Annotated in this window: 15 protein-coding genes and 3 tRNA genes; 6 read left to right on the forward strand and 12 right to left on the reverse strand. The window is 44.2% G+C overall.

Translation table 11 applies throughout. The features are described from left to right. Positions 1-197 precede the first annotated feature (197 nt). The 3 genes from rlmM to Xentx_RS11245 are packed head-to-tail and all read right to left on the reverse strand — an operon-like array spanning position 198 to position 2,650. Positions 198-1,295 (reverse strand): 23S rRNA (cytidine(2498)-2'-O)-methyltransferase RlmM, encoded by a 1,098-nt coding sequence (rlmM, locus tag Xentx_RS11235; protein ID WP_074020333.1) that lies wholly within the window; start codon positions 1,293-1,295, stop codon positions 198-200. Continuing rightward, entirely contained in the window at positions 1,288-1,683 is a 396-nt protein-coding gene (locus Xentx_RS11240; protein ID WP_074020334.1) for a DUF423 domain-containing protein, read from the reverse strand. Before Xentx_RS11240 ends, rlmM begins: the two co-directional genes overlap by 8 nt. Positions 1,684-1,726: 43 nt before the next feature. After that, the gene (locus tag Xentx_RS11245) at positions 1,727-2,650 is read right to left on the reverse strand and encodes a transcriptional regulator GcvA (RefSeq protein WP_074020335.1); all 924 of its coding nucleotides are present in this window, start codon (positions 2,648-2,650) and stop codon (positions 1,727-1,729) included. 404 nt (positions 2,651-3,054) lie between these two features. On the opposite strand from Xentx_RS11245, the gene csdA reads away from it, so the two are divergent. Then, entirely contained in the window at positions 3,055-4,263 is a 1,209-nt protein-coding gene (csdA, locus tag Xentx_RS11250) for a cysteine desulfurase CsdA (protein ID WP_074020336.1), read from the forward strand. A 61-nt stretch (positions 4,264-4,324) separates the two neighbouring features. Next, positions 4,325-4,783: a cysteine desulfurase sulfur acceptor subunit CsdE gene (csdE, locus tag Xentx_RS11255; protein WP_074020337.1), complete on the forward strand. Its 459-nt coding sequence runs from the start codon at positions 4,325-4,327 to the stop codon at positions 4,781-4,783. Between the two features lie 6 nt (positions 4,784-4,789). Here the strand turns inward: csdE and tcdA are convergent, their stop codons facing one another. Then, the gene (tcdA, locus tag Xentx_RS11260) at positions 4,790-5,602 is read right to left on the reverse strand and encodes a tRNA cyclic N6-threonylcarbamoyladenosine(37) synthase TcdA (RefSeq protein ID WP_074020338.1); all 813 of its coding nucleotides are present in this window, start codon (positions 5,600-5,602) and stop codon (positions 4,790-4,792) included. Between the two features lie 75 nt (positions 5,603-5,677). Next, positions 5,678-6,775 carry a murein transglycosylase A gene (mltA, locus tag Xentx_RS11265; RefSeq protein WP_074020339.1) on the reverse strand — a complete coding sequence of 366 codons (1,098 nt, stop codon included), beginning with the start codon at positions 6,773-6,775 and terminating at the stop codon, positions 5,678-5,680. A gap of 230 nt (positions 6,776-7,005) precedes the next feature. Between mltA and Xentx_RS11270 the strand changes: the two genes are divergently transcribed. The 3 genes from Xentx_RS11270 to Xentx_RS11280 all read left to right on the forward strand — a co-directional run bounded on the left by Xentx_RS11270 (position 7,006) and on the right by Xentx_RS11280 (position 7,437). After that, positions 7,006-7,082: transfer RNA gene (locus Xentx_RS11270), tRNA-Met, on the forward strand. Positions 7,083-7,215: 133 nt separating this feature from the next. After that, positions 7,216-7,292 (forward strand) — tRNA-Met (locus tag Xentx_RS11275). A 68-nt stretch (positions 7,293-7,360) separates the two neighbouring features. Continuing rightward, a tRNA-Met gene (locus tag Xentx_RS11280) sits at positions 7,361-7,437 on the forward strand. 186 nt (positions 7,438-7,623) lie between these two features. Here the strand turns inward: Xentx_RS11280 and amiC are convergent. Next, positions 7,624-8,871, reverse strand: a complete 1,248-nt coding sequence (gene amiC / locus Xentx_RS11285; RefSeq protein ID WP_074020340.1) for an N-acetylmuramoyl-L-alanine amidase AmiC — start codon at positions 8,869-8,871, stop codon at positions 7,624-7,626. Positions 8,872-9,110: 239 nt separating this feature from the next. Between amiC and argA the strand changes: the two genes are divergently transcribed. Continuing rightward, the gene (gene argA, locus Xentx_RS11290; RefSeq protein ID WP_074020341.1) at positions 9,111-10,445 is read left to right on the forward strand and encodes an amino-acid N-acetyltransferase; all 1,335 of its coding nucleotides are present in this window, start codon (positions 9,111-9,113) and stop codon (positions 10,443-10,445) included. A gap of 29 nt (positions 10,446-10,474) precedes the next feature. Here the strand turns inward: argA and recD are convergent, their stop codons facing one another. The 6 genes from recD to Xentx_RS11320 are packed head-to-tail and all read right to left on the reverse strand — an operon-like array spanning position 10,475 to position 23,220. Further along, entirely contained in the window at positions 10,475-12,397 is a 1,923-nt protein-coding gene (gene recD / locus Xentx_RS11295) for an exodeoxyribonuclease V subunit alpha (protein ID WP_208607576.1), read from the reverse strand. 5 nt (positions 12,398-12,402) lie between these two features. Further along, positions 12,403-16,059, reverse strand: coding sequence for an exodeoxyribonuclease V subunit beta (gene recB / locus Xentx_RS11300; protein ID WP_074020343.1), 3,657 nt, complete (start codon positions 16,057-16,059; stop codon positions 12,403-12,405). Further along, positions 16,056-18,941 (reverse strand): pitrilysin, encoded by a 2,886-nt coding sequence (gene ptrA / locus Xentx_RS11305; RefSeq protein WP_074020344.1) that lies wholly within the window; start codon positions 18,939-18,941, stop codon positions 16,056-16,058. Before ptrA ends, recB begins: the two co-directional genes overlap by 4 nt. A 19-nt stretch (positions 18,942-18,960) precedes the next feature. Next, a complete protein-coding gene (gene recC, locus Xentx_RS11310) occupies positions 18,961-22,389 on the reverse strand; it encodes an exodeoxyribonuclease V subunit gamma (protein WP_074020345.1) in 3,429 nt (1,142 codons plus the stop codon). Further along, complete coding sequence (locus Xentx_RS11315) at positions 22,382-22,765, reverse strand: prepilin-type N-terminal cleavage/methylation domain-containing protein (protein ID WP_074020346.1); 384 nt, start codon at positions 22,763-22,765, stop codon at positions 22,382-22,384. The genes recC and Xentx_RS11315 overlap by 8 nt, the downstream gene beginning before the upstream one ends. Continuing rightward, the gene (locus tag Xentx_RS11320; protein ID WP_074020347.1) at positions 22,762-23,220 is read right to left on the reverse strand and encodes a YgdB family protein; all 459 of its coding nucleotides are present in this window, start codon (positions 23,218-23,220) and stop codon (positions 22,762-22,764) included. Before Xentx_RS11320 ends, Xentx_RS11315 begins: the two co-directional genes overlap by 4 nt. Positions 23,221-23,230: the final 10 nt, after the last annotated feature.

Genomic DNA, 23,230 nt, shown 5'->3' on the forward strand with positions numbered 1-23,230 from the left:
TTTCCTTATTTAAGTTACGTATATTAGCTTGAACATCTATATCGTAACGGAAAGGTGTTTTTCTTGGTATAACCCTTGAACTCCACCCGCATAGCGGGTGGTTTTATGTTTAAGAAGCTAACGCATCTTAAACTGGCTAAAGCCATAATAAATAAGTGCTGCCCATGGGGCAGCATTCTTAGCGATAAAGGATTGTATCAATAATCCCGATCAGTTGCATACAAGGACCAAATACGACGAACATGTACGGTAATCTCTTCACGATCGTGATACAGGTGTTTCGCCTGAATCTGCGCATTCACACCATTTTCTCGCAATTGCTGTTCTATTTTCTGCAATAGATGAGCGACTTCCTCATAACGCTTTTTCATCGGCAACTTAAGATTGAAGATCGCCTCACGGCACCAGCTTTTTACCAGCCAATCCGTCATCAATTGAGCAACTTTGGCAGGTTTTTCAACCATATCACAAACCAGCCAATAAATGTTTTTCACTGGCGGCTCAAACTTAAAACCATCCACACGATGATGCTTCACTTGACCTGTTTCCATCAAACTATCAGCCATCGGACCATTATCTACCGCATGAACCATCATGCTGCGTTTTACTAGCTGGTAAGTCCATCCTCCCGGACAAGCACCAAGATCTACTGCATGAAGGCCGCTACCTAAACGCTCTTCCCATTCGTCATAAGGAATGAATATATGAAAAGCTTCTTCCAGTTTCAGCGTTGAACGGCTTGGTGCATCAGAGGGGAATTTCAGGCGAGGAATACCCATATAAAAACGGGAATTATTATTGCTGTAGGAATACCCGACATAACAGCAGCCCGAAGCAATGAAAAAGACATGGATAACAGGACGACTATAATTTTCCTTTGCCAGCAGAAGTTTTTCCTGACGCATCGCATTACGTAACGGAACAGTAAACTTACGGCAAAACTTCATCAACTCCTTGCCTTCATTGGTATCCGGCACCTCGACACGCAGCTCACCCGCCCTCTCAATAACACCGATCAACATGCCAACAATCGGAGTAATGCGATCTTCCTGCGGCAAATCTTTCAGCAATTCGCTCACAACTAACATTTGACGAGCAAAAACCAATTCACCGAACGGTATTTCACGGATCAGGCGATCCGCATCATCGGGCTGATAACACTCAAACAGCACATATCCACTGTTCTCTTTCACACGGGCAAAACCGTAAATTTCTTTTTTACCCGCCTTATCGGTAATCTCTGCCGCACACTCTTTTTCAAAACCCGGGCGGCAATATAAAGCAACTTTATTCATGGCTAGGCGCCGATTTCCTTAGACGCAGAGCGCCAATTAATACACATAACCAACCAATGAGAAAACTGAACCCACCGATTGGTGTCAAATAAACCAGAAATTTTAGCGGTAAAAAGGCCAGACAATAAAGGCTGCCACTAAACAGCACAATTCCCGCCGTGAAAAAAATCCCACTCCAACCAAACGGCGCTACAGGCTGGCACATCAACAAAACGGCCAGAACCATCATCGCGAGTGTATGCAGCCCTTGATATTGCAGGCCGGTATGAATCCATTCCATCTGACGTGGTGTCAGGATAGGCACCAACATATGTGCCCCCATCGCCCCCAATGCCACGTAGAAAAAACCACTGATCCCAACAAAAATAAGCATGGCTCGACTGCTCATCACACAGCTCCTGTTTTTATTTGTCAGCTATTAGATATAACTATTATGTATGTTGGGTAATAAATCCTAACCTTTCTTGTTCAGTCGCAGCTTGGGTTAGTATCCATTTGCGGAAAGCCGCGATCTTGCCCAATTCTGCCTGATTATCGTGACAAACCAAATAAAATGCATTCTTGCTGACCAAAACATCATTAAATGGACAGACAAGACGACCCGCATCAATTTCATTTTGTGCCATAACATTATTGGCTAACGCAACACCTTGGCCATGTACAGCCGCCTGGATCACCATCGCACTATGGCTGAATATTGGTCCCTGCTGGACATTAATCTGCTGCTGCATATCAAGCTGGCGAACATAGGCTTGCCAATCCCGTCGGGATGAATCATGCAACAAAGTATGCTTGGCGAGATCTGCTGGAGTTTTCAATGGGCGATCACCCATCAGCAACGCAGGAGAACAAACAGGCAGCAAATATTCAGGATAAAGGCGATCGGTTCGCAAGCCCGGCCAGTTTCCTCTGCCATAAAAAATCGCAACATCGACATCATCAGCCAGTTTATCTTCTTCCCGATCTATTGCCTGAATGCGAACATCAATCCCCGGAAAACTCTGATTGAAACCTGAGAGCCGAGGTACTAACCACTGAATCGCAAAACTGGGAGACAAACTAACCGTTAATGCCCCTTTGGCACTACGAGCCTGAAGTTTGCGGGTCGCGTCATTGATGGCGGTAAAAATTTCCTTGATATCGAGATAGTAACTCTGACCATCTTCCGTCAACAATAGCGAACGGTTACGACGACGAAAAAGTTTTAATCCCAGAAAATCTTCCAAACTTTTCATTTGATGGCTAACAGCGGCCTGAGTCACAAATAATTCTTCTGCCGCTTTAGTAAAACTTAAATGACGGGCCGCGGCATCAAAAACGCGTAACGCATTGAGAGGAGGTAAACGTTTAGACATGTTCGTTTCTTATTTAGTAGTGACGATACCGGTAACTCTTTTCATTCATTTATTAGTTTTTGTAATCCGAAGCATTATAATTTGTCCATTGATGATATACCAGCAAATCCCTATAGTGTGCGCACTTCCTAAGCCGGAACGAAAAGTCTCTTTGTAGCGATACACTGAAGCTTTTGGCTTTGTGGTTGTGATGTTGTGTTTGCAAGTTGTCTGGGAAACCAGGCTTTGTAGCATAAGCTACTGTTTTTTCACTTCCTGTACATTTACCCTGTCTGTCCATAGTGATTTTTTATTGCACCGCAATTGCGGTGCTTTTTTTCCCTGCTTTCTCCTGTAGAATTCCTTATCTCTTGATTAAAGAAAAACTCATTCTTTATCACAAAACGATTAAATTAGCAGCGTTTATGAAAGCCTTTGACTCAGAAAAATTCCGCCAGCAATTTCCTGCCCTGCAACAATCCACCACATTTCTGGACAGTGCAGCCACGGCTTTAAAACCGGCATGTATGATTGAAGCAACCGAGTATTATTACCAAAATCACAGTGCAACAGTACACCGCAGCCAACATGCCACTGCGCAAGCCATGACTGCTCGTTATGAGCAGGCTCGTTCACTGGTGGCGGAATTGATCAATGCGCCATTGCCTGAAAATATTATCTGGACAAAAGGAACCACTGAGTCCATCAATCTGGTTGCCCAAAGTTACTTTCGCCCTCGTCTGAACGCTGGCGATGAAATCATTGTCAGCGAACAGGAACACCACGCTAACCTGTTACCATGGTTGATTTTGGCGGAACAAACCGGTGCCAAAATCGTTAAATGGCCGATTGGCAATCATCGCCAACCAGAAATCGATACTCTGGCAGAACTCTTGAATGAAAAAAGCCGCCTAGTTGCCATCAGCCAAATGTCTAACGTTACCGGCGCCGCAGTAGATTTGGCACAAGTCACCGCACTCGCCCATCAATATGATTGTCGTGTTCTGGTCGATGGTGCTCAGGGTATCGTTCACGCACCTGTCAATGTACAACAACTGGATATCGACTTTTATGCCTTCTCTGCCCATAAACTGTATGGCCCAAATGGATTAGGTGTGTTGTATGGCAAAAGTGAATTGCTGAATGCGATGTCACCGTGGCATGGCGGCGGAAAAATGCTGACTCAAGTCTCGTTCGATGGTTTCACACCGGAAGTAGTACCTTACCGTTTTGAAGCGGGAACCCCCAATGTTGCCGGCGTGGTTGGCTTTGCAGCGACTCTGGAATGGTTGAAAACGATTAATATCCAGCTCGCTGAATCCCATGCGATTGCCCTGACGGATTACACCGAGCAGCAACTCAGTACGCTGATGGGATTTAACAGTTACCGTGTGGTAGGTTCCAGCTTACTGGCTTTCAATATCGCCGGAATACACCACAGTGATTTAGCGACACTGATTGCCGAACAAAATATCTCTCTGCGTTCAGGCCAACACTGTGCCCAGCCATTGCTGGATGCCCTTGGGATCAGCGGCTGCCTACGCACTTCGTTCATGCCTTATAATAACCAGCAAGATGCGGATAGATTGATCAGTGCCGTAAAGTTTGCGCTAGCGCTGCTGATGGATGATTGATATTGTCCTATCATGGCAGCCCTATCAGTAATCGATGAATATATTGCAAGATAAATAACCCATGACACAACTCTCAGACACTATCCTGGCTCCGCATCCATTCGGAACAGAAATTACAGAACAGCAACTTATTGAAAAATTTCAACAATGTAAATTGTGGGAAGATCGTTATCGGCAACTCATCGGCCTAGCCAAAAAGCTGCCTCCTTTAGCGGATGAACTAAAACAACAAAATATCGAAAGATCAGGCTGTGAAAATCGCGTTTGGTTGGGGTATCAACGACTTGCAGATGGCCGATTGCATTTTTATGGCGATAGTGAAGGCCGTATTGTCAAAGGATTATTAGCTATCCTGCTGACCGCCGTAGAAGGCAAAACACCAGAGCAACTTGTGCAAACGCCTTTGACCGAGCTATTTCAACAACTCGGCCTTGAACAACAACTCAGTGGCTCAAGGCTCAATGGTGTGAAATCCCTGATAAATACCATTCAGGAAATAGCGAACACCTATATTCATTAAGTTCGCTTAAAACTCATTCTCCCGTTCAGCTTTTGCCACCATCTTTTTCAATGCGTGGGATACAGCAACAAAACCAAAAGTCGCCGTAACCATCGTTGCGGCACCAAAACCAGAAGCACAATCCATTCGCTTAGAGCCATCCGCAGTGCTCTTGGCAGCACAAACTGTGCCGTCAGATTGCGGATAAACTAGCTGTTCTGTTGAAAAAACACAGTCAATGCCTAACTTACCTTTGCCGTTTTTCACTACGCGGTAATCCGACTTCAAGCGCTCTTTCAATTTCGCCGCCAATGGATCTTGCACCGTTTTCGCTAAATCCACCACCTGAATCCGGGTAGGATCAAGTTGCCCGCCCGCTCCTCCAGTCGTCACAATCGGGATCTTATAGCGGCGACAATAGGCCAATAACGCTGCTTTTGGCCGTATGCTATCAATGGCATCAATAACATAGCTAAACCCCGTGGACATCAATTCAGCCACATTATCAGGGGTGACAAAATCATCAATGCAAGTGACCTGGCACTCAGGATTAATCGCTCGTATCCGCTCCGCTATGACTTCCGTTTTTGGTAAGCCCACATTCTGTAGCAAAGTGTGCAACTGGCGGTTGGTATTGGTGATGCAAACATCATCCATATCAATCAACGTAATAGCACCAATACCGGTACGCGCCAGTGCTTCTGCCGCCCATGAACCTACACCGCCAATACCCACAACACAGACATGTGAACGGGCAAATAATGAAAGCGCTTTCTGGCCATATAATCGAGCCGTACCAGCGAAGCGCTGAAGATAAGCATCAGAGAGAGAAACTTGCATTGCTAAATAAATTCCGCATAAAACCTATCCCTATTGAGATAGGTTATCGATTGATTGTTTGAATTGGGGGGGATCTTACTGGTTTGCCACCAAAAAACCAGATGATGATTTCTTCAATACCCAAACACGGCCATAATGATTATAAAAACCAGCCATTTCACCCGCTTTTTCCCCAACACCGTGATAAATATCGAAATGGTTCCCTTTAATGGCACCACCAACATCCAACGCCACCATCAGACGCATCCGATACTGGCCAGTAAATTTGCCCTTTTCATTCAGCACAGGTACTTCCGCCAGCAATGCGGTTCCAGGAGGGATCAATGATTTATCAGACGCTACTGAGGCTTTTGCAATAAGGGGCACAGCACTGGCTCCCCGCACAAGGGTATAGGATTCAGGTTTAAAGAAAACGAATGAAGGATTCTTCTCCAACAATTCTCTCACTTCAGCTTCGCTGTGCTGTTCTCCCCACTGACGAATAGCTTTCATAGACATTTTTTCGATCGGTACTTCTCCCCGATCGATCAGCACCTTGCCAATACTGCGATAGGCATGCCCATTTTTTCCCCCATAACCAAAAAAGGTCAATGGACGTCCATCACCAAAATCGACATAGCCACTCCCTTGTACTTCCATCATAAAATTATCCATCAGGGAATTACTGTACCCAATAATAAATTTCTTGCTCAGAGCACCTCTATATATCTCAGCGCGACTTGGCAAACGGGAACGTAAATGAGTTGGCATACGATACAGTGGATATTTAAACTCTCCTTGCTTGGTATGTCGTGCTTGCAAAACCGGCGTGTAATAACCAGTAAACTTCACGTTGCCGTATTTATCTTCCCCTTCCATCTGATAAGCCAGCAAACCGAATTCATTTAAATCACGGATATCACCACCAGACAGCATCCAATGCTCAATTGCATTAAATAATTCACGGTTATTGTCATAAAGACGAGGAGAAGCTTTGCTAATATATTTAACTTGAGTCGCAAAGTCCTTAGCATTAACCGGAGAACCTTCGGCATTAGGGATATTAACCAACTGGAGGTTTTGGGTAATTCGCCCATCCTTATACTGCTGTGCCTGATCAGTAGGTCGAAAGTGACATCCCGATAATAACGAAATGACAAATCCAAATAAAAGATATTTGCCGCAATCTCTCATATTAATGCCTTATCTCTGACCATCACTCACTCGGAGCACGAACAATACCAAACACTCATAAATAATGAAATGTAGTTAGATAAAATAGCTTACCGTTTTATTAGCTAAACCCATAGAGCAAAAACAAAACAATCAGACCATTTTTAAATCAAAAAACAAATAAATTTAGTAAATATCAATAAAAAAACTTGCAACTGCTTCGTTCCAGAGTATAGTGTGCCGACATCAGACGCGGGGTGGAGCAGCTTGGTAGCTCGTCGGGCTCATAACCCGAAGGTCGTCGGTTCAAATCCGGCCCCCGCAACCAACTCGATTATATATCATCTCTGGTATGATATAGCGTCGATTTGCTCTAGCAGCAAAGACAATCTGGTAGTAAAAAATGTCATCATTTAGTATTTGCATTCATGGTTGCTAATCAAAGTTTGCAGATAGACGGACGCGGGGTGGAGCAGCCTGGTAGCTCGTCGGGCTCATAACCCGAAGGTCGTCGGTTCAAATCCGGCCCCCGCAACCAACACTATATGATGTCATTATTCAGTGTTTGCATTCATGATTGCTAATCAAGATTTGCAAATAGACGGACGCGGGGTGGAGCAGCCTGGTAGCTCGTCGGGCTCATAACCCGAAGGTCGTCGGTTCAAATCCGGCCCCCGCAACCAATTTTCCTTTTTCATCTTTTCCCTTCAATTTTCATCTCTTCTTTTATTTTCTGACTTGTTAGCTTGATTACCTAATTGCCACTGACTTTTAAATTCATATTTGGATATTATTTCATTCCGGTTTAAGCATGAATATAAAGCAAATAATCATCATTGCATCATAAGCAATAAGCTTTGGCAGATATTTCACCGCCGTGCCAATTCTGCGCCGTTTTTGAAATATGCCTTAATACCAGCAAAAATAGATTCCGCCACTTGTTGCTGGAATTTCGCTGTCTTAAGTTTACGTTCTTCTTCCAGGTTACTGATAAATGCAGTTTCTACCAAAATAGAAGGAATATCTGGAGCTTTCAATACTGCAAATCCCGCCTGATCGACGCTATTTTTATGCAGTTTATTGATTTTTCCTATCCGCCTGAGCACTTCGTTACCAAATTTCAAGCTATCATTGATAGTCGCAGTTTGAACCAAATCCAACATAGTGTGATCCAAATATTTATCGCCACTTTTGCTGACTCCACCAATTAAGTCAGCTTCGTTCTGAGTTTGGGCGAGAAAACGAGCCGTATTGCTGGTGGCACCCTTAGTCGAAAGCGCAAACACGGATGAACCCCGTGCAGAGCGATTTGTAAAGGCATCCGCATGAATAGAAACAAAGAGATCAGCCCGCATTTTACGCGCTTTTGCCACTCTCACTGTCAAGGGGATAAACACATCTTCATTACGCGTCATGTAAACTTTCATACCCGGCTCACGTTTGATGAGTGCCTGTAAACGACGGGCAATCCGCAACACGACATCTTTTTCACGGGTTTTATATTTCCCAATTGCTCCAGAGTCTTCACCACCATGACCGGGATCGAGCATAATCACAATCGGCCTGTCTTTGCCTGCCTTGCCGGGTTTACGTGTCTGTGCAGGTAAATGTTGTTCTAAGTTCCCACTGTTGTACTCTTCAAGCAGGGCTAATAAAGGATCATTAGCCACATCAATAGCCTTTTTGGGATACAAATCGAGTACCAGACGGTGTTTAAACTTCGCAATGGGTGGCAATGTAAAAATATGCGGGGAGACAGGCTGTTTGATTTCAAAGACTAAACGCACCGTTTTAGGATTAAATTGCCCTGCCCGCACTAATTTTAAGTAAGGATCACGTCGATGAACCTGTGCCCCCATACTGCTCAAAATGCTATTAAGCTGGATACCCTGCAAATCAATGACAATACGATTAGGGTTTGAAAGCGAAAACTGGCGATACCTAAGTGGAATATTAGACTCTAACGTCACTCTGGTATAACTTGATGCAGGCCAAATACGAACAGCAATAACTTTTGAAGTCGCTGCATAACCTATTGGACTGATACTTAATAACCATACAGCGGCTGCACCTTTCAGCAGGCGACGACGTGAAATATTATGGTCTGAATAACTCATTGTTTATTCCGCTTCAAAACAACCAAACGCAGTAATCTTTACCAAACATAATAGTTAGGCAGGAACTCTAATTAATTAGCAAACTTCTGTCATCAAAAAACGTATTTTCTGCTCATTTAATTTATTTATACCAATATAAATAATAGCGTTATTTTTAGCCATATTTCCTCTTGCCATTTTTCCTTAAAAAGAATAAAAATACAAAAGATGCGAATAAAAATTCAATCGGAGAGAGTTTCATGAAAGAACGCAGTACCGAATTGTTTGAAGTCTTCCGTCACTCGGTTCCGTATATCAATGCACATCGAGGTAAAACCTTTGTCATTATGCTGGGAGGTGAAGCCATCGCCCACGAAAATTTCGCCAATATCGTCAACGATATTGGATTACTGCATAATCTGGGCATTCGTTTAATCGTTGTTTATGGTGCCCGTCCACAAATTGAACAGAATATTGCCGCACATAATTGTCAATCGGTTTACTACAAACACACCAGAGTAACCGATGCCAAAACACTGGACTTAGTCAAACAGGCAGCCGGATTATTACAGTTAGAGATTACAGCGCGCCTTTCCATGAGTTTAAACTATACCCCATTACAAGGTGCCAATATTAGTGTTGTCAGCGGAAACTTTGTTATCGCCCAACCTTTGGGAATCGATGACGGAGTCGATTATTGCCATAGTGGCAGGATCCGCCGTATTGATGAAAGAGCGATCAACCAACAACTGGATAATGGTGCTATTGTGCTAATTGGGCCAGTTGCGGTTTCTGTTACAGGAGAAAGTTTCAATCTCACTTCCGAGGAAATTGCAACACAGTTGGCAATCAAATTAAAAGCTGAAAAATTTATTGGGTTTTGCTCATCCCAAGGCGTACTCGACGCTGAAGGAAATACCTTATCAGAAATGTTTCCCAATGAAGGAGAAGCTCACTTGCACAAATTGGAAAACTCTGGTGATTATCATTCAGGAACCGTGCGTTTCTTAAGGGGAGCTATCAAGGCCTGCCGCCGTGGCGTTCGCCGCAGTCATTTAATCAGTTATCAAGAAAATGGTTCGCTGGTTCAGGAACTATTTTCCCGCGAAGGTATCGGCACTCAAATAGTTATGGAACGTTCCGAACAGATACGCCGCGCCAATATTAATGACATTGGCGGCATTCTCAAACTTATTCGCCCATTGGAGCAACAAGGTATTTTGGTACGCCGTTCACGTGAACAACTGGAAATGGAAATTGATAACTTCACCCTGATTGAACTTGATAATATCACCATCGCCTGCGCCGCCCTATACCCCTATCCTAATGAAAAAATTGGAGAAATGGCCTGCGTTGCTGTACATCCAGATTACCGAAGCTCTTCCAGAGGTGAAATTCTACTAGATTCTATTTCCAGTCAGGCAAAACAAAAAGGATTGGAAAAACTTTTCGTGCTCACAACCCGCAGTATTCACTGGTTTCAGGAGAAAGGCTTTAAGCCCGCAGGGATAGATATGTTACCTGTGGAAAAACAAGCGCTGTATAACTATCAGCGCTGTTCCAAAATTTTGATGCTAGATTTACAGAATTACTAGCCATGCAATCCCTAGCCGCATCGCCTTCTTTATTGCGGGTTGAACCAATCTACCAACCCGCTTCGTCGCTGTGTTGCTGTAGCCACAGCTTTATCCAAAACTAACTTATTAGCATAAATCGTTAGTTTTTCCCTCGCCCGCGTCAGTGCGGTATACACTAATTCCCGACTGAGTATTGGTGAGTATTGAGTCGGTAACACCAAGGCTGTATGCTCAAATTCAGATCCTTGAGATTTATGCACTGTCATCACATAAGCTGTTTCATGTTGAGGTAATCGACTCGGCTGAAACCCTTTAATCTGCCCATCAGACAACTGGAAATAGGCTTTCAGCTCATTATCCTGATTTTTGAGCATAATCCCGATATCTCCGTTAAACAGTCCAAGGGTACTGTCATTACGCAATATCATGATAGGTCGCCCGACATAACCACGGCTCTCCACATGTTTGGGCAGGGTAATAACGCCTTTCCTGTGCAGTAATTGTTCCATTCGTTGGTTCAGCCCCGTAACACCAAAAGGACCTTCCCTTAACGCGCACAGCAATCGAAAGCGATTGAATTCCGCTAAAATGGCTTCTTTCGCCGCCCGTTCATTTGCCATTGCTAAATACTGAGAGTAACCAACAGCGGTTTCCGCCAACAGATGCTGATAATCTTCATCTTCTGAAAGTGGATAAAAATTAACATCGGGAAAAGACTGATTCAGCACCGCCGCAACCCCCCAGCGATCCCCTTGATTTACAACTGAAGCCAATTGCCCAATACCGGAAGCTGAGTTGAAGCGATAACTTTTGCGCAACAGGCATAAGCAATCCCGCACGGCAGAAGCATTTTTATCGGAATGTAAGGTGGAATAAGATGTTAACTGACATCCGGTCAATCGTTCCAATTGCTCAGCACGCTGGGTACTATAGCCTTGTTCAGCAAAGCGGCAAATATCTCCCAATACCGCTCCGGCTTCAACCGATGCAAGCTGGTCTTTATCCCCCAGGAAAATGACTTTCGCCCGCGACGGCAAAGCATCAACCAAGTGAGCCATCATCGGTAAATCCACCATTGATGCTTCATCAATAATCAAAATATCAAGGGACAGCGGATTATCACGCCCATAACGTAGTTTCTGGCTATCGGGTTGCGCTCCCAGTAAACGGTGGATCGTTTGTGCCTGTTCTGGAATGCTATGCCACTGTTCTGGCGTCAAATCGAGTTTCTTGACCGCTTCCCTAAGCGATTCCGTTAATCTGGCCGCTGCCTTACCGGTTGGTGCCGCTAATTGAATACTTAATTTTTTCCCTTCATGCAACTTGATCAAAGCAGCCAACAATTTCGCTACTGTCGTGGTTTTTCCGGTTCCTGGCCCCCCAGAGATCACCGAGATATGGCTTGTTACAGCCACTGCCGCCGCAACTTTCTGCCAATCGATTTCCCCTTCAACAGTGACACCAAAAAGCTCATCCAAAATACGACGTAATTGGATTTCATCAAGAGCCGTTTGACCACAGGAAGTTTGGTCATAGGAAAGTTGATCAAAAGTCTCAGTGAACTCCACAGCAGCAAAAAAATCCGCCACCCGCCGTTCACTTTGCCACATACGTTGTAAATATAGGCGATAATCACTCTCCCTTTGATGGGTAAGGATCATCGGTGCCGGAAATTCCCCCATACTTACCGCCGGACATGCCTGCAAAACAGCCAAAATTTGTTGTTGATCAGGTTCTCCGACTAAAGACCAAAGCGATGCAGCTAGCTCTGGCTGCCTACCTTCAAAAAAATATTTTGGTGAAATCCGCTCCAATGGCAAACAGACATGCCCCGCACCTGATTCAGCGCTTAACAAGGCTGTAATCAATAGCAGCAGCGGATTTTCATCCTCAATCATCGCATAAGCAAACTGTACATCCAAAGGACGTAGCAGCTTCTGGCTCACCGCCTGCTGCAAGAATGACATCATGGAATTCATACGCTTTGCTCCTCACCAACAGCACTGAAAAGCGTATCCAGTTCGTCAATAAATTCAAAGGGAGGCAAGTAGTAATAAATACCATGCCCGGGGTTCTCTTGATCAATACCGCGCAAAAACAGATAGATCACTCCACCAAAATGGCGGCGATAATCATAATGAGCTAACCGATGACGTAAATAACGGTGCAGGGCTAAAGTATAAAGCTGATACTGGAAATCGTAACGATGTTCTATCATGGCTCTTGCCATCGCTTCTTGCGTATATGACTGGCTGTTCTCACCTAACCAGTTTGACTTGTAATCCACTACGTAAAACTTATCTTGCCAGCAAAAAACTAAATCAATAAAACCTTTTAACATGCCCTTGACTTGATGAAAGGATAATGGGGCACATTGCGCAGACAGCGGATCATAACGACGGGTTATCGCATCCATTTCCCTTGAATGCAATAACTTATCCACTGGCAGGTAAAACTGCATTTCACTTTGCTGGAGATGACGAGGCACACTGGCAAGTTTCATTCCCTGCCCGTTCAATTCTGCGCCCAGAATATCCTCTATCCACTGCTCCAATACGGGAGCCCAGTTTTCATCAAATCCTGACACTGCCAATTTTTCCACCAACCATGCCTGATCTCGTGGATTACTGAAATCCAGATCTTCTAAAATACTGTGCAGGAATGTGCCCGCAGACGCCCCACGTGGAAAAGTATGCGGTGTCATCTGTAATGATTGCTCTCCCTGTTTTTCACCACGAGCATCAATATCCAGCTTCGGAGAAATGGATTGCACAATCACATCAACTGATTCTCCCAATGCACCAGCATAATTAGAAGAAATAGCGTGGGAAGCAGAATATTGTAATCCCGAATAACTCGTCACCCGCCAATCATCCCGAACGGAACGTTGTAATTTTCTGGCTTCCAGCAACAGAGTATTTTCACTTTGTGGACACCATTGTAAATCAGTAGTATCTCCCACGTACTTTATCTCTATGCCGTCATCACAAAGCTCATTCAAGCTGTTAACCAATAGTTCTGCATCACCTTTCTGTCCCTTTTGCAGTAAATACCCAAGAGCAGATAAGTGCAAATCAGTATCACCTGCTTTCCCTCTATTCCCTTTGATAAGCGGTGCTACCCCAACGCTACAGTGATAAACCGAGCGTGTTAATGCAACGTAGAGCAAGCGTAAATCCTCAGCCAAGCGTTCTTCATCAGCCAAATCCAAAGCTTCTTTCAATGCTTCATCATCATGGGAAATATTAAGATGAGCCTCAAAGTTACGGCGATCATGATAAACGGCCTGCTTCTGCTTCCTGTAACCACAAACAAAAGGCAAACAAACCAATGGATATTCCAGTCCCTTAGATTTATGAATGGTACAGATCTGCACCAGATGCCGATCACTCTCCAGTCGCAGTTGCTGGTTTTCTGATTGCGGATTAGGACGTGAAATCTGTTGTGCCAGCCAGCGGGCAACGGCATGTTCGCTATCTAATTGCTGAGATTCCTCCTGCAACAGCTCACTAATGTGCATAACATCGGTAAGCCGGCGTTCACCGTCATCACCTGCCAGCAGATTTTCTGCTATCCGATATTTCACCATTACTGCCCGCAACATGGGTAATACGCCACGAGTACGCCATAAACGGGCATAACCATCAAATTCATCAACCAGCCGATCCCAGGCTCTTTCATCGTTATTCAACTGGTCAATTTGTTGCGCACTTAAACCAAATAGACTGCTGGCTAATGCACTTCGCAATTCGCGCGCTTTTTCCGGTGCCAATACTGCCTGTAACAGCCACAGCAAATCTTTCGCTTCTGAGGTATCAAACACACTTTCTCGGTTGGAGAGATAAACCGATGGTATCTTCAGCGCGTTCAATTCGTTACGGATTAACGCTGCTTCTCGGCGATCACGCACCAACACCGTAATATCTGCCGCCATAACCGGACGGCTTGCTTCTTTTTTTTTATTTTTTACCTGATATAAAAGCGCTTTCCCTTCTTGCCCTGCCTGCAACCAATCCCGTATCTGGGCAGCACACTGTCGAGCCATGGTTTGCTCATATTCTCCTTTGGAAACACCTTCACCAGGCTGTAACCAAAATCGCAAGGCAGCTTGATCCTTACCATGCAAAGAGAATCTCAGGCTCTGATTTCTCTCTGCCGCATTGACGTTAATAAATGGGATTTGTGCAAACAAAAATGGGTGTTCAGGGCGAGAAAACAGTTTATTGACAACTTGAACCATTGACGCAGAAGAACGCCAATTCGTTTCCAGCGTGTAATGGGCTTTAACGTTAGAACGGGCACGAATGTAAGTAAAAATATCCGCTCCACGAAACGCATAAATCGCTTGTTTTGGGTCACCAATAAACAGCAAGCCAGTTTCGTTTTCAGCCCGTTCACTTTCTGATTTGTAGCAATATATGGCCTGAAAAATGCGATATTGTTGTGGATCGGTATCCTGAAACTCATCGATCATTGCAACGGGATAGCGCTGCCGAATGGTTGCTGCAAGCTGCTCTCCTTCTGCACGCCGCAAGGCGCTATCCAAACGGGTTAGCAAATCGTCAAAGCCCATGTAGCCGCGGATCAGCTTCTCCTGGTTAACCGCTTGACGAACTTCAACAATCGCTTTGGAGAGGATGATATCTTTCAATGTCAGCGGGTGCCGATATAAACCATCAATTGCTACAAACAGCGCGTGCTGCGGAGCATCCCCTTTTTTGGTCTTTTCTAACAAGCGCGACTGACAAAATTTATCCAAGTCTTTGGGCAATAGGTAATCTTTAGTTGGTGATTTAGCCCACTCAGAAACACTATTCAGCCAATTAGGCAAATGCTTTTTGCTGTAACTACGCTTATCAACACCTGAATTAGCGATCAGTTCCTCTAATTCAGAAGCAACAGCATGCCACTGGCGCTTTATCGCATCAATCTGCTCAATGATTTTCTGATGACGACTAAACAGTGTTTCATTCCCATCCGGTGCATTGACGATATACGGCATATCTCCGTGTAAATAGCTCGAAATATCTTTTAATAATGCTTCCGGTCCACTCCATATCCGGCTGACTTCCGCAGCGATTGGCAAGGGTAAGGGTAAGGGATAACAGTGACGCCGCCAAAAATCGGCACAGCCTTGTTTACGTAACTGGTTTTCATCCTGAATTAAGGTCTGATCAAACAGTACACCAGACTCAAACGCATTGTGTACTAGCATACGCTGACAAAAGCCGTGGATGGTATAAATCGCCGCCTCATCCATCTGACGTTCAGCGGCTAATAACCAACTGGCCGCACTTTCCTTGTCAGGAATTTCATCCAGTAATTGCTGATAGATAGGATCGCTAGCCACTGTTTCTTCCCGTATACAAGCCAAACGGAGCTGGTGGATATTTTCACGGATACGTCCACGTAATTCATCTGTCGCCGCTTGCGTAAAAGTAACAACCAGAATCTCTTCGACATTCAACGGGCGGGAAAAGGCGGCAGAGCCGCCCAATCCCAGTAACAGCCGGAGATATAACAAGCCTATCGTATAAGTCTTTCCCGTTCCCGCAGAAGCTTCGATTAGCCGCTGACCATACAGCGGCAATGTTAACGGGTTAAGCTTATGAGAGGGTATTTCTTTGCTCACTGAGCATTCACCTTAACCGGTAATTGTTTCTGGAAATCTGACACATAGTCGTAAGTTTGCCAGCCTTTCAGTTCTGCATATTGATGAGCTGTACCTTTTTTCCCTGTAATTTGGGAAATCAGCGCCAATCCCTGACGTTTAAGCACAGCTTTTTCATAAAAAACAATAAGCTGTGCTTTAGTAACTTTCTCCATCGCTGCAATGACTTTCTCACGTGTATCAAATTTGAAGTTGTTGCGCCCAAAATCCGCATCAAAGCCAGCCACTTCTGAATAGAAAGTCTGTGGCGGCTCACGCATTTCTGTCAGCAGTGATTTTTTATACTGTTCAAACTCAGCATCAGACATCGCTTTCAGCTTTTTATCAGCCTGTTGATAGAAGCTCTGGTAACGTCGATGCAGGTAATCCGGTTGCTTGCTGTTACTTTGCAGCAAGAAACCTAATCCCCACTGTTTACCTACATTTTGGTTGAAAGCAAAAACCGCATAACCAAGCTGTTCTGTCGTTCTCAATTGATCATAGAACCACGGTGACAAAACGCTACTCAGCAAATTGGAATAGACATATCCCTTGATACGGCCATACCCCGTTGGAATAAAAATTTCGGCCAGAGCGTTATCTGTGCTATTCGCGGTGCCATTGAAATTAGCCGCATAATGACGATCAATGACAAGACGCTCGCCAGTCCACCACACTGTTCCTTGGTTAGCGAGCTGCTTTTGTGCTGATTGAACGATGTCAATACTCTGCTGTTCAGTGAAATTACCGAAGACCAAAGCCTGTAATGCCGCGTGCTGGATCATGCTCTGACGGTATTTCACGATGTCATCAACAGTGATGGTATCCAGTACTTTCAATTTTTCTGCCTGTTCAAAGTAAGGGACACCAGAGAGACGGGAAATGGGTTGCATAGCCATTTGAAAAGCCTTGCCATTATTGGCGACTTCCATTTTTTCCCGATACCATGATTTCGCTTGAGCCAGTTCTTCTTGAGTCGGTATAAACGAAATATATTGATCAATCGCTGAAGTTAACAACTCTGGTAAGTGTTGTGTATAACCATTAACTCCGATCTTCAAACCATCAATATAGCTTGTATAAATCCCCATTCCCCCAACCGATGCCTGATAGCCTAGCTGATCAAGTGTAAGTGCAGACAAATAGCTCAATAAGGTATCTGAAACCTGATCTTTGATGTTTTTCAATCCATTGGAATTACGCATCTCCAGTGCAATACTGCCTTTAGGTTCATCCGCAAAATATTGGCTCGGCATATACAGCAAGCGAACATTTGGCTGTTCCAAAATCATTTTAGGGTGTTCTTGGCTGCCAGATGTTTTAACCAGAGATAAATTATCAGGAATATAGGGATTCAACTCAGGCAAAGAGAATAAGTCTCCCTGTTCGAGCTTTTTCCATTCTGCCAACTGTTGTGGAGTCATTTTATTGACTTGATACGGAGCCTGCACAAAGTAAGCTTCTTTATTATGTGGTTCTGTTGGACTAATAAACCAGATACGCGCATTTTCAGGCGTTAATTCGTCCAGACGGCTAGCTATTGCTTTTGGATTAAACTCATTTGCAACATAACCCGCATCCAGTACATGGGATATAGGCAATACCAGCATGGCATCAGACAGCCCTTCAATGTAATTCATATTCCGTACGATTGATGCATACTGGAAAGACAAATTCAGAACCTTAGCCATTTCATCGAAATAACTCTTATTAATCCCCTGTTGTTTTAGCAGGTTAATGTAAGAAAAGATGGCTGCGATAACTTGATCACGATGTTCAAGACCCTTATCCGTTAGCGAAACATAAATATCAAACGCCCCTGAATTACCATCAGTTTTGGGATTTGCACTAGCGCCGATACTTTCGATTAACCCCTGCTTTTGCAACCAGTCAGACAAGGTATTTTGGCTGCGATTACCAATCAAATACCCGATATATCCATCTGTTTTACTAAGAAAATCCGCACTGTTGTCAGCAATGCTAAACTCTAGTCGTAACGCTTTGTAAGGTTTTGCTGGCACATAATGGATAATGGTGCCTTTTTCCTTATCTGTGATAGCCGGAACTGTAATGGCGGGCACCGAAGCATGTCGGTTTGGAATACGGCCAAAGGTTTCTGATGCAATCTGAGCCAATTTATCGATGGATTGATTGCCATACACAACCCCTTTCATCAGATTAGCGGAGTAATAGCGTTGGTAAAAATCAACCAGGGCCGTCTGTAATTTGCTATCAGGTTTATCTTTAAGTGTTTCTAAATTTCCACCAGCAAAGCGGGCATTGGGGTGAGCCGGATTAATAGTCTCAGAACGGATTTGCCATAAGCGATGCGCTTCACCCGCACGAGCAATGGTCATTTCATTATCAACAGCATGGCGTTCACGATCAGCATTGTCTGGTTCCAGTAGAGGTTCAGCAAGCGCATCCGCAAGGCGATCAACAGCTTCGGTTAAGGAGCCATTTTCAACTTCCAGATAGAATGCTGTACGATTGGCGGTGGTACTGGCGTTACGGCTTCCCCCATGTTTTTGCAAAAATTCAACAAACTCTCCTGGTTGCGGGTAACGTCTGGAACCCATCAATACCATGTGTTCAAGATAGTGAGCCAGACCAAGCTGGTTATCTGGATTTTCCATATGGCCAACCGGAAGAGATACGGCAGCCAATGATTTAATCGCTTTTTCATCAGAAACCAGTAAAACTGTCATGTCATTTTGCAATTTAATAGCTTTATATTGACGAGGATCGCGCTCACTTTTGTGGATCGTATCTGGCAATGGCTGCCATGACGATTGTGCATATGCAGTAACCCCAAAAAATAGCAGAAAGAGCACCATCATGATGCGGATAAGACATTTAGGCATAACCTAATATTCTCCCTAATTATTTAAATAATGATCCATTGGAATAGCGTGCCATCGGCAATAAATAGCGCTGAGTTTCACGCTTCATTCGCTCCAAAAGTGATTGATCAACCTGCCGGAAAGCTCGTTGTACGTAATGATCAGCGCTTTCCCCTTTTCTATCATGTGTTCCCAGCCAGTGTTCCATTAATTTATTTTCAGCACCTTGTTGAACCTCTTCGTTAAAATCGATTTCACAAGTTTCCTTATTAAAACAGTCAACCAGCCATGCCCAGCCACTTCGGCAAAACAAAGGGAGAGGTTCAGACATTCCTTGAAAATAACCCTCTATCATCTGGTTCAAATATTGTTTCGCTTCCTCCTGTTCTAGCGGTAAAAAACGATATTCTGACACCTTTTTATCTTCCTTCTCTTTTTTCCCCTTTTTACCTGTTCCATACATGCGGCTTTCACTACTTCCACCTGAAAGACAATATGCAAGGTGTTCAATCCATAATTGGATACCATCATTGGCCGTTAAGTTCGCTGGGCGCCAACGTAAAATTCCATCTGGCTGTACCTGATTAATTCTGCCAGTCAACACCACCGTGTCTAATGGCTCATACAGGTCAATGGAAAAGGATGCCATTCTCTCGTCACGTACCCTGGAGGCCAAAGGCTGCATGAATTCCAGTTGCTCCATCCAATAAACTTCACCAAAAGAACCATGTGGCAACCCTCCCGACGCACGGAGATGGTAAAACAGCGATTCAGGTGCCCCCTGTTCAATCATGATGCTTAACAGTAGTTGGTTAAATTGGTAGCGTTGCAGGTTATCCAGTACAAAAGGTTCTTCTTCAGGTAACTCCATCTCTTCAATGATAAAATGTACCTTCAGTCGCCGCTGAAAAAATGCCCGGACAGGGTGTCGATAAAAGTGGATCAGTTCATCTAATGCAACTTCTTTTATTTCACTGCGATCAAAAGCAATCGGCTGGCAAAAATCAGTTGCTAAAACGCCCTGTTGTGTCGCGGCTGGCAACCATTCTGCGGCATAACTTTGTAATTGATGGCCAGGTAAGAAATTTTCTGTCGCAAAAGGCACTCGGGTATGCTGTGAAAGCAGATGCTTTCTGACATTTTTGGCGCTGTCATCAACGTTCAGCATTTCATCGCCGGATAAGCAAAAACTCTGGCAAATATAATCCAGTAACTCGTTGACCAATACGGATGGATTACACTCAGTATCATCGCGAATCGATTTACCGATATAGCTAATATAAAGAAATTGTTCAGCCGAAACTAACGCTTCAAGAAAGAGATAACGGTCATCGTCACGCCGTTTCCTATCCCCTCGCTGCGCCTTTTCTGCCATCAGATCAAACCCAAGTGGAGGGATGGTACGTGGATAAACGCCATCATTCATTCCCAACAGGCAAACAACTTTAAAAGGAATGGAGCGCATAGGCATCAGGGTGCAAAAATTGAGGGCTCCGGCGAGGAAGCGCTGGCTGATCTTCTCATCATCAAAACGAAGCGCTAGCTCATCACGCAGCAACACCAAAGGAATGCTTTCTTCGTAATGGGCATTCAGGCCAGCATCAATCACTTTTTGCCATTGCTGCGTGATAAGCGCCAGAACCAATTCAATTTCATCATCCACTTCGAAAAAAGTTTCCAGCAGTTGTGGACATATAACCAACCACTCCGTCAATCGCTGTTCTTCGCTCAAAATTTTACGCCAGCGATTCAGTGCCATTAAAAACTCGGCCAATTGCCCTGCCAGTTCGGCAGCAAGGCCACTGGACTCATCATAAGGCAAAACATCATTCCACGGTCCAGCATGGCTATCCATCGCATAACCCAATAGCATACGTGTCAGGCCAAAGCGCCAGGTATTCTGCCCTGTAGCGGGCAACGATAATGCTTCAATATTGTCATCATCCAGTCCCCAGCAAATTCCCGATTCTTTTACCCAACGCCGCAATAAACGCAACCCTTCTTCCTGAATAGCGAATTTGTTAGCTAAAGCAGGGACTTCCAATAATGCCAACACCTGTTCTGCCGTAAACCGACTCTGCGGCAGATCCAACAAGGTAATAAATGCCTGCAAAACAGGATGTGCCTGACGAACTTTACGGTCAGAGATGGCAAAGGGGATATAACGATCATCAGGTGCATTACCAAAAACAGCCTGAATATAGGGGGCATAATTATCGATATCTGCCATCATCACAATGATGTCCCTTGGTGTCAGTGAAGGGTCATCATCCAATAAATGCAGAATTTGATCCTGCAATACTTCAACTTCCCTCTGCGGGCTATGACATGAGTGAAAAGTCAGTGAGCGATCAGCACCATAAAATGGACGCTTTTTCAGACTGTTGTTGAAGGAATCTTCTGTAGAGCCAATCTGTGCATGATCTTCAAGATTAAGAATATCTCGCTGGATTTGGTGCAGGATGGAATCAGGCTCTAATTCAACAAAGGCATGAATATCAGAATCTGGCTCCAATTGTGACAGCAGATAGAGGTGATCCCTTCCCAATTTTCCCCAAGATGCCAGCAATGGATTATTCAGATCCTGCTCTCCTTCGGCATTAAAGAGCGATGGAGCCTCTTCGGGGTTCTTAAATCTTTCCAGCAATTGTTCGCTTTTATAATGTTTTGGTTTACGACTATTTAACTTGGCAAGAAAAGCATAACTCTGAATATCTCCCCAATAATATTGGCATGGATTCGTAAACATAAGATGAATATCAATATGTTTACCTAATGCCTTCAATACTTGCAGGTAAGCAGGGGGCAATACAGATACGCCACAGATAAAAATGCGCGGAGGAAGATCCTTCAATGGAAAATTCCCTTCTTCCAACGCCGAGATAAATCGTTGGTATAAATTGGCGCGGTGCCACAAAGGTTGTTGTAACTGACGGGTATAGGCTGTCAGCTCAAACCATAGCCTTTTTTGCCATAACTGGTTGCTGTTGCTGCCCAAACTATCAATTAATTGACCATTTTCCCAACTTTCTAACCATTGGGGGCGATAAACCAGATATTGGTCAAACAGATCGGCAATTCGGCCAGCTAACTGGTGAATTTTGCGTTTATCAATATCTTGATCAAGATAATGCCTGAGCGCTGAAAATTCCGGCTCCATCAACAAATCTGGCAGTAAGGTCATTAACTTCCACTTCATGGCATCCTTACTGAAAGCACTGTCTTTGGGAATATCAAGCAACACTTTGGTAAACATCTGCCAGATAAACGTTGCAGGCAGTGGGAACTCCATATTCGCAGCAATACCCAGTTTTTCTGCCAACTGAATCTGCAACCACTGTGACATTCCCGGGCTTTGAACCAAAATCACTTCTTTGCCAAATGGGTCAGAAAGGGGATTTTCCCCGATCAATATCGCCATCAGCTCTTTGAGAATATCGAGCTGATTTGAATGATAAACTCTAAACATCAATGCTCCCACTTGCACAAAACCAGCGTTCTAATTTACTGGGTTTATTGTAATGTACTGTCAGCTTAATCGTTACCTGATAACACCCCCAGGAACGAAATTCTCGTTGAACTTCTATTTTCCATCCCCGCTGTATGGCTGCCTCTTCTTCTGTTTTCTTCAAATCAATCCGGCCTGCCAAACGTTCATACTGTTCCAACTGATCATGGGCATATCGTACTGCCTTAAGCTGCCCCCAATATTGTTGAAAATTAGCTGACAGTGCTTGATGGTAACGCATTAAACCCAATAAAGAGATCGCAAATACAGCAGACGCAACCATAACTTCAGGTAAACTCATTCCCCCTTGTCGTCCAGATAAGCCAGATATTTTCATAAGCAAAATTCAGCCTCAGCAACAGGGCAAAAATCCAGCCAACCACTTTCAATAGGAATCAGTTCAACAGGAATAAGTATATCTGGATTTACAGGGGTCATCTGTTTCATCCATTGATAAAGTTCAAGCTTTTCTCCTGATGCAAATTGAGCAATACCTTTTAATAAAAAAAGAGTGTCCGAATAGTGTCTGAGGCAACTTTTCAAATGAAATTCCGCTTGTTGCAGACAAAACCAAGTCCCTGTTTCTTGCTGATTGATCGGCCATGACTGCGCTTTTCCCCATATCAGTGATGATTCAGCTCGCCAAAAAGCCTGCAAATAATTTTGTTCATCCATCATCATAAGCATCGCACTTTCCTGTTGGTAATGGAGCGCTTTCAACATCATCAAACTCAGCGCCAATAGCATCATTATCGATATCAGCAGAATATTTCCCCGTTGCTTATCTGCCATATGTTTTTCC

It is taken from the genome of Xenorhabdus thuongxuanensis, assembly GCF_001908095.1.
GTDB classification, from domain to species: Bacteria; Pseudomonadota; Gammaproteobacteria; order Enterobacterales; family Enterobacteriaceae; genus Xenorhabdus; species Xenorhabdus thuongxuanensis.